Source organism: Mesorhizobium sp. M0239, from assembly GCF_040321815.1.
Lineage (GTDB): Bacteria > Pseudomonadota > Alphaproteobacteria > Rhizobiales > Rhizobiaceae > Mesorhizobium.
In genome coordinates this window covers 1-11,849 of sequence record NZ_JAMYSG010000059.1, presented here as the reverse complement: position 1 = coordinate 11,849, position 11,849 = coordinate 1, and the positions used below count along the sequence as shown (strand labels likewise).

Genomic DNA, 11,849 nt, shown 5'->3' with positions numbered 1-11,849 from the left:
CGCTGGCGATCAGCGGCTTTGCTCCCCCGATGGAGAGCTTCAAACGCGGACGAGATTTTGCAGCCTGGCTTGGCCTCGTGCCACGGGGCTCGCCGTCGACATAGATGACCCCGCCGTTGATCCTCTCAAGCGTCATCAGCATGGGCAGAACGGTTGTCTTGCCGGATCCCGAAGGGCTGCGTATTTCAGGCGATCGTGAGCACAGATTTCACCGCATCGTGAGCACGGATTTCACGGGATCATGAGCAACGATTTCAGGCGATCGTGAGTATCTTTTCGGAGGTGCTGGACGCTTCGGCCGACAACTCAACCGGTCTACAGGATGCCTCGTTCAAAACGAGGAAGCCTGATGCCAACCCAGAGATTGTCGATGCGCCGGATCAGAGAAGTTTTACGTCTAAGGCATGCGGGCCTGACCGAACGCGTCATCGCGCACACGCTTGGGGTGAGCAATGGTGTCGTGCATGGTTATCTGCGGCGCGCCCGTCTTGCCGGGCTGAGCTGGCCGCTGCCTGAAGGGATGGATGACGAAGGCCTTGAGCTGCTGCTGTTCCCAGCGCCGAAGGCGGCGTCGCAAAGCCCCCGGCGGCCGGTGCCCGATTGGAGCTATGTGGAGAAGGAGTTGCGCCGGCGCGGCGTAACACGGGTGCTGCTTTGGGAAGAGTATCGTGCCGCCAATCCCGATGCGGCTTTGGCTATACCTGGTTTTGCACGACCTTCGAGGCCTGGAAAGGGCGCGCGCCCGACGATGCGCCAGACGCACCTGGGCGGCGAGAAGGTGTTTGTCGATTTCGCCGGCGACACCATCGACATCTTCGACCCCATCACCGGCGAAGCGCATTCCATGAAGCTGTTCGTCGCAGCGATGGGCGCCTCGAACTATACCTATGCCGAGGCGTGCCCGAGCGAGAGCCTGTCCGACTGGATCGGCGTGCATGCGAACCTTTTCACCTTTCTGGGCGGCGTGCCGAAGTTCGTGATCTGCGACAATCTCAAGGCCGCCGTCACCAACCCCGATCGCTACGACCCCGGCCTCAACCGGACCTATGCCGAGATGGCGAGCCATTACGGCACCGCAGTCCTCGCAGCGAGGCCGAGACGCCCGAAGGATAAGGCAAAGGTCGAGGTCGCCGTGCAAATTGCCCAGCGCTGGGTGCTGGCGCGGCTGCGCAATCAGCGCTTCTTTTGTCTGGCGGAGCTGAACGCCGCCATCCGCCTGCTCGTCGCCGAACTCAATGCCCGCCAGATGCGCGGTTTCGGCTCCAGCCGAGCCGAACTGTTCGCCGAGATCGACAGACCGAAGCTGGCAGAACTGCCAGATCAGCCATACGTCTTTGCGCGCTGGAAGCGTTGCCGCGTCGCGCCCGAATATCATGTCGAGGTCGACGGGCACTGGTATTCCACGCCCTATCGTCTCATCCGCGAGCTCGTCGATGTGCGCATCGCCGACAACACCGTCGAGATCTTCCACAAGGGTCAGCGGATCGCCAGCCACGCCCGTGCGCCCAACCGGCGCGGCCATACGACCGTTGCCGATCACATGCCGAGCGCGCATCGCCGCTACGGCAAGTGGACGCCGGGAGGATTGATCGCGGCCGGCGAGAAGATTGGTCCTTCCACCGCCGCCTTTTTCCAGGCTGTCATCGCTGACCGGCCGCATCCCGAACAGGGCTTTCGCACCTGTCTCGGCATTCTGGCGCTGACCAAGAGCTACGGCAACACGCGCGTCGATGCAGCCTGCCAACGCGGCATCCTCATCAAGGCACGCTCCCTCGCCTCGATCCGTTCGATCCTCAAGACCGGCCTTGATCGCGCTTTCCTCGACGAGGCACCCGATCACCAACCCCTGCGCCACGGCAACATCCGCGGTCAGGGCTATTTCCACTGAACCATGGAGCTCTCAATGCTCACCCATCCCACCCATGAACGGCTGGTCGCACTCGGCCTGGCCGGAATGGCCAAAGCCTTCGAGGAACAGCGACGATCGCCGGATCTGGAGGCCCTGTCGTTCGAGGAGCGCATCGGTCTTCTTGTCGACCGCGAAGCCGCCGAGCGCGACACCAAACGGCTCACGACGCGCCTCAAATTCGCCGCGCTGCGCCAGAGCGCATGCGTGGAGGATGTCGATTTGCGCACCCCGCGCGGCATCGACCGCGCCGTCTTCGCCAGGCTCGTTGCCGGCGACTGGATCGATCGACACGAGAACTTGCTGGTCACGGGCGCGACCGATCCCACGACATAATGCACACCTCGCTACTATTGAAAAAGCTGGATCTGCTGATCCTGTGATTGTGATAATGGACTGTGTCCGCTCCTGCCGGAATGGTGCTGGATATCGAGTTGCTCGATATCTTCATGACGGATGATCCAGGGCGTACCCTTGCAATACTGCTCGGCCTTCAGATCGCCGGCGCGGATCATGCGCAGCACGGTCATTGGCCGCAGGCCGAGCTTCGCAGCCGTTTCCTGCAATGTATACTCGCCGCGCTCCGACCGTTCGTCCTTTTTGTAGACGGCGATGTCGTGCTGGTTGCGGAAAGTGCAGACACGGGACTGCGTCCATCCGTTCAGACGACCCGTGGTTTTGCCGAGCCGGTTGAGAAGCGATGCGATCGCTCTATCCGGCAATTGGCGTGCCAGGGCACGGATCAGGTCCTCGATGTCCGGCGGGGCGCCCCAATGGTGATGGCCTGCCTTGTTCTTCCTGACCGAAAGCTCGGTATGGTCGCCGCCCTGCCAATGCACCAGCATTTTGATGTGGTCGTCTTCGATGGCGACGACAATCTCGCGGATCACGGCACGGATGATCCGCTTGCGCGTGGTGGCGGTGGCGTTGGCATGATGCCATGCCAGTTCGAGATCGGCGCCCATGCGCAGCAGGCTCCGCCGTTCCTCTTCTCCCAGAGCCTCAGGCTTGTGGCGGTCGAGCGCGTCAAGCTCGTCCTGACGCTCGCGGACGGCTGCGAGCGCGGCATTCCAGCGTCGCTCCAGTTCGCCTGCTACAAGCCGGTTGCCCGGGTCGACGGCGTCATACTGGCGGCGTGCATGGGCGGCTTCATAACGTGCCTGCTCGAGTGCGAGCTCCACATGGCGCCGCTTCTCTCCAGCCTGCACGGTGGAGGTCTCGATGGCCTTGATCGCCGCTTCCATGCCGAGCGGTTGAAGGCGTTGAAGAACCTCCGCGCTGACCGCCTGATCGACCCGCAACGATCCGAAGCCGATGCACGGGTCGGTTCCGTGGTTGACCTGCGCTCCGCGGCAATGATAGCGCCCCGTATTGCCGTTGCTGCCGGAATAGGAGACATGCAGCTTGCGGCCGCAATGGCCGCAGCGCAAGAGACCGCCGAGCAGCAACTCGCCCCGGCGAAGAGCACCGCGCGGCACCAGGCCTTTGCTTGTGGCATTGTCCGTGGTCAGGCGCTGATTCCTCTCAAAATCGTGCCAGCTCAGGTAACCTTCGTGATGGTCGATGAGCAAGACCTCCCAGTCGGCGCGATCGCGCCTGATCCCACGCAAAATCCGTTTGCGTCCGGCCTCTATGGTGACTTTGCTGCAGGTTCGCCCGAACGCATAGGCGCCGGCGTAGATCGGGTTGGTGAGAATGTGGTGCACCGTATTGTAGACGGGCAGCTTCCAGACGATCGCCCTGTCCGCCGCGCGCGTGTAATTTACGGCAGGGAGCATAATGCCCTCGCGGCGCAACCACAGATACACCTGCCGGATGCTCTGCAGTTCGTCGAAACGCCGGAATACAAGATCGATCGCCTCGCGGATCCGCAGGTCCGGGTCTTTCTCGACCCGGTTCCGGCCCGACTTGACGTAACCGATCGCCACCGTCAGGAAAAGTTCGCCCCGTCGTGCCTTCTGCTTCAGGGCTTCGATCGAGCGGGCCCGCAGGATCGAAAGCTCCAGTCCGCTCATCGTGCCCTTCATGCCGAGCAGCAGCCTGTCGTTGGGATGACGCGGTTCGTAGATGCCGTCCTCATCGATGATGAGCGTTCCGACAAGGCCGCAAAACTCGATGAGCGTATGCCAGTCCCGGCCATTGCGGGCCAGCCGGGAGGCTTCAATGGCGAGGACCGCACCAACCCGACCTTCGCAGATCGCCGCCAGAAGCTTCTCAAAGCCCGGACGGCTGATGCCAGACCCTGAACGACCGAGATCTTCATCGATGACGATGGCGTCTTTCCAGCCAAGGGACCGCGCTCGCTCGGCAAGGCCATATTGGCGTCGCCGGCTCTCGGGATTGTTGACGAGTTGATCGGCCGTCGACTGCCGGACATAGACATAGGCACCGCGCGCGAGATGTTCAGCGGTGATTTTCATGATCTGCCTCCCGTCCCGTCTGGCTTACCACCGCTTCCCTCAGCAAGGTCTCGATCAGCGGGAGGGTGCGTTCCCGGACTTCGCCTGGAAGACTCGATCGCGGAGCCTTCTTGGAAAACAGGTCTGGCTGGTCGGTTCGGCATTGCCTGCGCTGCATGGTCGTCTCCTGGCTGGCGTGAGTCGCTCTGCAGAAAACGTAGACATGCATCAACCTCGCGGCGCAGGTCGCGCAGGCATGAAAGGGGAAAACGGGGCGCCTCGCGAACCGCCATCGTCAGGGCGATCTCTTCCGTCATCCAGATCGGAATCAGCGCCAGGCTGCCATCCGGTTGTCGCCCGACATAGGCCGGCTCACCGCAATAACGCTGAAGGCCTGTGACGAAAATCTCCCCGCCCGAACGTGGATGAAAGGCGTAACGGACAATCTTCTTTGCCTCGCCATCCTGATAACGGGCATTATGAGCCCAGTCCGACCGGCCTGGGCAAGAGTTGGCTTGCCTGCGCGCTTGGCCACAAGGCTTGCCGCGACAATCGATCGGTGCTCTATCATCGCGTCCCGCGCCTGTTCGAGGCGCTCGCCCTGGCGCGCGGCCACGGGCGCTATGGGCGGCTGCTCAAGACGCTCGGGCGCGTTCAACTCCTCATCCTCGACGACTGGGGCCTGTCGGTTCTCAATGCGGCCGAGCGCCGCGACCTGCTGGAGATCCTCGACGATCGCCATGGCCGTGCATCCACAATCGTCACCAGCCAAATCCCCGTGCAGCACTGGCACGACGTCATCGGCGATCCCACCCTCGGCGACGCGATTCTGGATCGCCTCGTCCACAACGCTCACCGCCTTCAACTCACCGGAGAAAGCATGCGAAAACACTGACTGTCTGGACGATGCCGAGGCCACAAGGCTGAAGACCAGATAGAAGAAGCCAGTCATCGAGATCGCCTCGATGAAGCGGTAGTGCTCCGCACCGAAATTCTTAGCCTGCTGCAGCGTCTCCAGGATGGCGATCGCTGCGAGTATCGGCGTGTCTTGATAATACCAATGAGGTAGTTGCCTAACGCGTCAGCCGCCAACTTGGAGGCGGTGGTAAACTCGGGGATCGTGATAAAGAACACGAGCGAGGTACCCTTAAGAAGCTCTGCCGATATCGATGACGAAGCGTCAGAGATCGTTGTCCTGATCCCATAGAGCGGCGGCGTCCATACTGAACTGCGCCATGGTTAACCTAAACAAGGAGGCGCGCCTTCTCGGCGTTGGACCGAAGATCCTCAGGCTCGCGCAGCGAGGTTGAAGGATTCATCCTCTGCCAGATGGTCCATGGGTCTTCAGCCGATCAACGATTAGCGAACCGGCGGCTAAGCGCATCGCTCATCGCGCGCGGCAAAACCAAAATACCCCATGGGATCGCATCCAGATCAGCAAAACCTATTCACTTCAACGACTAGACAGATGGGTGTTATGAAACAGGATTTAAGCTGACGCGCCAGGCTTTCCAGCAACGAGCTTGGTCTGGCGGAGCGATGTGACCAGCTTTGCTGTGGCTTTCCCGGCGCGATGTAGTACCATGCCACAGCGTCACTTGGTTGGGATCTGGCGCTGTGCGCACCGCACTCTCCTGATGAACTGCACTTGTACAGGCGAATACTGCCGAATAGTATCCCTTCTTCCTTAACGCGCGTCCACCTGAGCAACCTGCGGCCCCCTGGGCGCGGGGGCGCAAGCGGGAGCCCGCACGTGGCAGGCCACGACGCGCCCGTCGGCCATCGGCACCAAAGGCGGCACTTCAATACGGCAACGCTCGACCGCGAGCGGACAGCGCGGGTGGAACGCGCACCCGCTCGGCGGATTAATGGGGCTTGGCACCTCGCCTTCGACGGGCACCTCCAGCCGAAGTCGTGCGGGATCCGGCACCGGCGCTGCCGCGATCAGGGCCTCCGTGTACGGGTGGACCGGCTTGGCGAACAGCGCCTCGCATGGCGCGAGCTCCACGATTCGCCCCAAATACATGACCGCCACGCGATGGCCGATATGCTCCACGACGCCGAGGTCATGCGAGATGAAGACGAAGGCGATGCCCATCTGCTGCTGGAGATCCAGGAGCAGGTTCAGGATCTGTGCCTGCACCGACACGTCGAGCGCTGAGACGGCCTCGTCGGCGATGACGAGCGAGGGCTGGAGGGACAGCGCCCGCGCTATGCCGAGTCGCTGCCGCTGGCCGCCCGACAACTCGGACGGCAGCCTGTGCATCATCTCGGGCGACATTCCGACCTTCCGGAGCAGGTCCGCGGCAAGCGCGTTGCGCTGCTTCCGGCTGAGGCGCTCGAAATTCTCGACCGGTTCGGTGATGATCTGCTCGGCTCTGAGGCGCGGGTTCAGCGACGAATAGGGGTCCTGGAAGATCATCTGCATCCGACGGCGAAACGCCCGAAGCGCTTGCTTCTTGAGACCCGCAATGTCAGTGCCATCGATCAGCACGCGCCCGTTCGTCGGCTCCACGAGCCGCATCAAGAGCCGCGCGACGGTAGACTTGCCGCAGCCGGATTCGCCGACGATGCAAAGCGTCTCGCCCGCCTTGACGGAAAAGGACACATTCTCCACCGCCCGGATCACCGGAATGGTCTTCTTCAGGAATCCCGCACCGAGCGGATAATGCTTGGTCAGATTCTCGACTTTCAGCAGAGGACCACTCATGCGCCTATCACCTCTTCGGCGCGCCAGCAGGCTGCGGCGTGGCTCAACCCGACACCACGGAGGGCGGGGCTCTTCTCGCGGCAAATATCTATCGCGAACGGGCAGCGAGGCGCAAAGCTGCACCCGACAATGGGCTCTCGCAGGTTTGGCACGATCCCAGGAATCTCTGGAAGACGGCGCTGACGGCCTCGCCGCGGATCCGGCACCGATCGCATGAGGCCCTGAGTGTAGGGGTGCGCGGGATGCGCAAACAAATCTATCACGTTCGCTTGTTCTACGATCTGGCCAGCATACATCACGATCACGCGTTGGCATGTCTCGGCGACAACCCCCAGGTCATGCGTGATGAACATCACGGCCGTTCCCGTGCGCTCTTTCAGATCGACGATGAGCCGCAGGATCTGCGCCTGGATTGTGACATCGAGGGCCGTTGTCGGCTCGTCAGCGATCAACAGTTCCGGTGAGCAGGCAAGAGCCATGGCGATCATGGCGCGCTGGCGCATGCCGCCCGACATTTCGTGGGGATAGTTGTTGACGCGACGCTCCGGGTCTGCGATCCGGACAAGACGGAGCATTTCCCCGGCCTTTGCCATTGCATCTGACCGGGAGGCTCCCGTGTGGATCTGCACCGCCTCAGCAATCTGGCGGCCGACAGTATAAACCGGGTTGAGACTGGTCATCGGGTCTTGAAAGATCATCGCGATCTGGTCGCCACGGATCCGTCGCATTTGCCGGTCGGACAGCCGAAGCAGGTCACTTCCGTGAAAGCAGACCTTGCCGCCGACGGTTCTGGCTGTCATCTTCGGCAGCAGGCGAAGGATGGAGAGAGCGGTCACGCTCTTCCCGCATCCCGATTCGCCGACGACGCCGAGCGTCTCGCCTTTCTTGACTTGGAAGCTGATCCCGCCGAGGGCGCGGGTGACGCTCTCTTGGCCGTAGAAATGCGTTTCCAGATTTCTAACATCGAGAAGCACGTCGTTTCCTGCGGTTTGATACATCTGCATATCAGCGCCTCCGCTTGGTGCGGGGGTCAAACATGTCGCGCAGGCCATCCCCGAGCAGGTTGACGGCAAGGACCGTGACGGCAAGGCAGATGCCGGGGGCGAAAATCGTCATGGGCGCGATGGCGAGATAGAGGCGGGAGCTCGCGATCATGTTGCCCCAGCTGGGGATTTCGGGCGGCACGCCCACACCGAGGAAGCTCAAGCCCGCCTCCGTCAGGATCGCGCTGGCGCAGACAGTAGCGCCCTGGACCATCAGCGCCGGAATGGTGCTCGGCAGGATATGTCGCCACAGTACCTTGGGCAGGCCCGCACCGCCGCAGAGCGCGGCTTCCACGTAGGGACGCTCGCGAACGCCCAGGACCACCGACCGAACCAGCCGAGTGACGGCCGGCGTCTCAGGGATCGCGATGGCGACGATGAGGATGCCGATGCCGGGGCCGGTCAGGGAGATGAGAGCAATCGCCAGCAGAATCGTCGGGATCGACATGAGGCCGTCCATTACCCGCATGACGACGTTGTCGAAGCTCCGGCTGTAGCCGGCTACAACACCGATCAGCAGCCCGCATAGGGCCGCGCACGCCGCCGATATCAGCCCGACCATGAGAGAAATCCGGGCACCGAAGATCGTTCGCGCGAACACGTCCCGGCCCAGATTGTCGCTTCCGAACCACATCTCGGCCGAAGGCGGCTGGAGGCGCTTGAATGGATCCATGTTCACCGGATCGCCGGCGTAAAGCGGGGCGCCGAGCGCCAGAATGATCAGGAGCACCAGGAGGCCGCCGCCTATCAGGACCAGCGGGTGCCGCCTTGCCAGACGGGGAACATCGGATAGCTGCAGCCGACCCATCGGCACGGCTTCAACTGGTGCGGAGAGGAGGGTCATATCAGTACCGGATGCGGGGATCGATCAGCGTATAGGCAAGATCGACCATGAGGTTGATAAAGACGTACAGACCCGAAGTCAGGATGAGCACGCTTTGAATGATAGGATAGTCGCGGTTGTTGATGGCATCCACGACCAGACGACCGACACCGGGTATGTTGAACACCGTTTCCGTAAGGACGACGCCGCCGATAAGATAAGCGAAGCTTATGCCGATGACAGTCACGATCGGCACCCCGGCGTTTTTTAAGGCATGGTGGAAGAGCATGGCATAGGACGAAGCGCCCTTGGCAGCGGCTGTTCGCATATAATCTTCCGACAGGACCTCGAGCATGCTCGCGCGCGTAACCCTTGCGATAAATGCAATGTACGCAAGACTAAGGGCTACGGTAGGGAGGACCAAGTGCACAAGCCACAGCCAGAGGCGACCATCGATCGGTACATATCCCTGGACAGGTAGCCACTGTGTCCTGATGGCGAAGAAGTATATGAGGAAATAGCCGATGACAAAGACCGGGACGGAATAACCAAGGGCCGAAAAGGCGGCGAGGAGGCGATCAACGAGACCGCCAGATTGCCAAGCGGCGAGGATGCCGAAGGAGATCCCAACCGACACGGAGAGGATCATCGTCAGGATCGACAGGGAAAGGGTCGGTTCAAGCCGCTGCGAGATGAGCTCGAGAACCGGTCGTCCGGCAAAGATCGAGGTGCCGAAATCGCCGCCGAGCATGTCCCGCACCCAACGTATGAATTGAACCGGCAGGGGATCATTCAGTCCCAACTGTTGCCGAATGCCGGCGACCATTTGTGGCGTGGCCGTATCGCCAGCGATGATAGCTGCAGGGTCGCCGGGCGCGAGCCTGAGGAGCAGGAAGACGAAGACCCCGACCATCGCCATGACGGCGACGGTCGAGACCATCCGGCGCAGGATGTAGGCAGCCATTGTGCGCCCCTAGCCGTTCTGCATGTTCCACATCGGAACGACCTCCGGCATGCCGATGAGGCCGGTCAGCGATTTGCGGCGCGCGATCGGCGCGACAAATTGGCCCAGCCTCACATCGCCAACGAAGTCCCACCAAATCCCTTGCATCTTGCGGGCCAGCGCCTTCCGCTCTTCGACTGTGTCGACATCTGCCCATTTGGCTCGGAGGACCTCATATTCGTCGTTCTTCGGCCAGCCATACCAGGCCTTTTCGCCGTTCGCGGCGAGGGTGGGTGTACCAATCGGATCGCTGCACGAATAGTCGGACCAGCTCGTGATTAAGATGCTCCAGCCGCCGTTCTCAACAGGGCCCTTGTTCGCCCGACGCGTGACTACCCCACCCCAGTCGCTCGGGGCGAGCTCGGCATTGACCGCAATTTGCCGCAGCGTGGCCGCCAGCAACTGCGCGGCATTGTTCGAGCTCGGTATATTCGTGGGTTGGAGAATGACGACCTTCTCGCCGGCATATCCGGCCTCCTTCAGGAGTTGCTTTGCCTTTTCCAGGTCGCCGCCCTTCTTGTACCATCCCGTATTTTCGTCGTTGGAATAGTGCGTCCCAGTTCCAAATATCGAAGTGACGATGTTGGAGTATTTTGGGTCAGGGGACACGACGCGCATGAACGCCTCTTGATCGATCAGGTGAAGCATCGCCCGGCGCACCTTCACATTGTCAAACGGCTTCTGCAGATGGTTCATACGCATGTACATGTCCTGGCCGGTCTTGTTCAGAACCTGGAGAGCAAGGTTGGGATCGCTTTCGATCTCTGAGAAAAAATCGACGGGGGGCTGTTCAAGGTAATCAATCTCGCCAGATTGCAACGCCGCGAAAGCAGTCTGCTGATCCCCGATATTCTCCCAGATGACGCGATCGACCTTGACGATTTTCGCGCCAGACAATCCGTCGGGCGCCTCGCTGCGCGGGACGTACTTTTCATTGCGATCATAGGTGAAGCTCGCGCCCGGCTTGGCAAGAGTTTCATTAAATCCGAAGGGCCCCGATCCGATATTCGTGCTCACCTGCTCGGTTGCGGGGAGATCCGCGTCCTTCTCTCGCATGATGAACAGGCAGGGCGCAATTGTCGCCAGGATGTCAATCAGAAGCCCCAGCGGCTCGTTGAGCCCAATCGTGAAGGTTTTATCGTCCTTCTTCGAGATGTCCTTGGCCCGCTCCATAATCAGTTGTCCGCCGGAATTTACCTGGCCCCAGCGACGGATCGAGGCGACACAGTCCGCCGCGGTAACAGGGGTGCCGTCGTGCCAGCCTAGACCATCCCGAAGCTCGAACGTATAGGTCTTCTTGTCGTCGGAAACGCCCCACCTCCCCACCATTTGCGGCCGCGGCATAAAATTGGAGTCGAGCGAGAACAGCATGTCGTAGATCGCTAGGCCATGTTCAGCGGTGATGGCAGCCGTTGAAAAGACCGGATCGAAGACGCGGAGGTCACCGCTCTTGACCATGCGGATCGTCCGCGCCTCACTAGATGCGGTCTGCGCCCGTAGGACAGAAGGGATCGATAAGGCCGTTCCGGCGACCAAACCCGTCTTGACGAATTCGCGTCGAGAGATTCTCATGTTCCAGTTCCCCTTTCTAGTTGGTAGCGGTTGATCCGCGCCGGCCTGCCGATAAACATCGAGAGTCGGGCTGTGGGTTTACGCGGCGTCCAGCAGCATGACCCTTCGATCGTCATCACCGCACACGTGCGCCGTGCGCGGTATTGTCGATGAGGCTTGCCCAAGCTTCGCCCATCGGGAAGTGTCATGTTTGCCCTCAGCCCGATCGTACGGCCGGCTCTGCCATGACACCGGTTCAGCCACGCCAGTGTCGAAGTCATTGATAACGAACGGAGTGCTTCTCGCTCACTACCTCGCTGTGTTGTGCCACCCGGTAGTCGAGTGCGGGATTTTGGTGAGGCAGTCATGCCACGCGGTGGCCTCGTTCAGCAGATTCCAGATCGTCCCATCGCT

General features: G+C 61.3%; 7 protein-coding genes and 2 pseudogenes. 3 read left to right on the top strand and 6 right to left on the bottom strand.

Annotated features, from left to right (window positions below; genetic code table 11):
- Positions 1–349 precede the first annotated feature (349 nt).
- Together istA and NKI99_RS32840 are read left to right on the top strand one after the other, a co-directional pair.
- A complete protein-coding gene (gene istA / locus NKI99_RS32845; protein WP_352613615.1) occupies positions 350–1,888 on the top strand; it encodes an IS21 family transposase in 1,539 nt (512 codons plus the stop codon).
- Between the two features lie 15 nt (positions 1,889–1,903).
- A pseudogene (locus NKI99_RS32840) lies at positions 1,904–2,227 on the top strand (ATP-binding protein); the annotation flags it as partial.
- Between the two features lie 29 nt (positions 2,228–2,256).
- On the opposite strand, the gene NKI99_RS32835 reads toward NKI99_RS32840, so the two are convergent.
- On the bottom strand, positions 2,257–4,326 hold the full coding sequence (locus NKI99_RS32835; protein WP_352613613.1) for a recombinase family protein: 2,070 nt from the start codon (positions 4,324–4,326) through the stop codon (positions 2,257–2,259).
- Positions 4,327–4,795: 469 nt separating this feature from the next.
- Between NKI99_RS32835 and NKI99_RS32830 the strand changes: the two are divergent.
- Positions 4,796–5,200, top strand: a pseudogene (locus NKI99_RS32830) (ATP-binding protein); the annotation flags it as partial.
- Between the two features lie 792 nt (positions 5,201–5,992).
- On the opposite strand, the gene NKI99_RS32825 reads toward NKI99_RS32830, so the two are convergent.
- Genes NKI99_RS32825 through NKI99_RS32805 form a run of 5 tightly spaced genes read right to left on the bottom strand, consistent with a single transcriptional unit; the run spans position 5,993 to position 11,456 of the window.
- The gene (locus tag NKI99_RS32825) at positions 5,993–7,015 is read right to left on the bottom strand and encodes an ABC transporter ATP-binding protein (protein WP_352613612.1); all 1,023 of its coding nucleotides are present in this window, start codon (positions 7,013–7,015) and stop codon (positions 5,993–5,995) included.
- Positions 7,012–8,019 carry an ABC transporter ATP-binding protein gene (locus tag NKI99_RS32820; RefSeq protein ID WP_352613610.1) on the bottom strand — a complete coding sequence of 336 codons (1,008 nt, stop codon included), beginning with the start codon at positions 8,017–8,019 and terminating at the stop codon, positions 7,012–7,014. Before NKI99_RS32820 ends, NKI99_RS32825 begins: the two co-directional genes overlap by 4 nt.
- Position 8,020: 1 nt before the next feature.
- The gene (locus NKI99_RS32815; RefSeq protein ID WP_352613608.1) at positions 8,021–8,902 is read right to left on the bottom strand and encodes an ABC transporter permease; all 882 of its coding nucleotides are present in this window, start codon (positions 8,900–8,902) and stop codon (positions 8,021–8,023) included.
- A gap of 1 nt (position 8,903) precedes the next feature.
- The gene (locus NKI99_RS32810) at positions 8,904–9,845 is read right to left on the bottom strand and encodes an ABC transporter permease (protein WP_352613606.1); all 942 of its coding nucleotides are present in this window, start codon (positions 9,843–9,845) and stop codon (positions 8,904–8,906) included.
- A 9-nt stretch (positions 9,846–9,854) separates the two neighbouring features.
- Positions 9,855–11,456, bottom strand: a complete 1,602-nt coding sequence (locus NKI99_RS32805; protein WP_352613604.1) for an ABC transporter substrate-binding protein — start codon at positions 11,454–11,456, stop codon at positions 9,855–9,857.
- Positions 11,457–11,849 lie beyond the last annotated feature (393 nt).

Bases quoted from the DNA above. Each gene is read 5' to 3' on its own strand.
- NKI99_RS32805 (WP_352613604.1), bottom strand. From the start codon at position 11,456: ATGAGAATCTCTCGACGCGAATTCGTCAAGACGGGTTTGGTCGCCGGA.
- NKI99_RS32825 (WP_352613612.1), bottom strand. From the start codon at position 7,015: ATGAGTGGTCCTCTGCTGAAAGTCGAGAATCTGACCAAGCATTATCCG.
- istA (WP_352613615.1), top strand. From the start codon at position 350: ATGCCAACCCAGAGATTGTCGATGCGCCGGATCAGAGAAGTTTTACGT.
- NKI99_RS32835 (WP_352613613.1), bottom strand. From the start codon at position 4,326: ATGAAAATCACCGCTGAACATCTCGCGCGCGGTGCCTATGTCTATGTC.
- NKI99_RS32810 (WP_352613606.1), bottom strand. From the start codon at position 9,845: ATGGCTGCCTACATCCTGCGCCGGATGGTCTCGACCGTCGCCGTCATG.
- NKI99_RS32820 (WP_352613610.1), bottom strand. From the start codon at position 8,019: ATGCAGATGTATCAAACCGCAGGAAACGACGTGCTTCTCGATGTTAGA.
- NKI99_RS32815 (WP_352613608.1), bottom strand. From the start codon at position 8,902: ATGACCCTCCTCTCCGCACCAGTTGAAGCCGTGCCGATGGGTCGGCTG.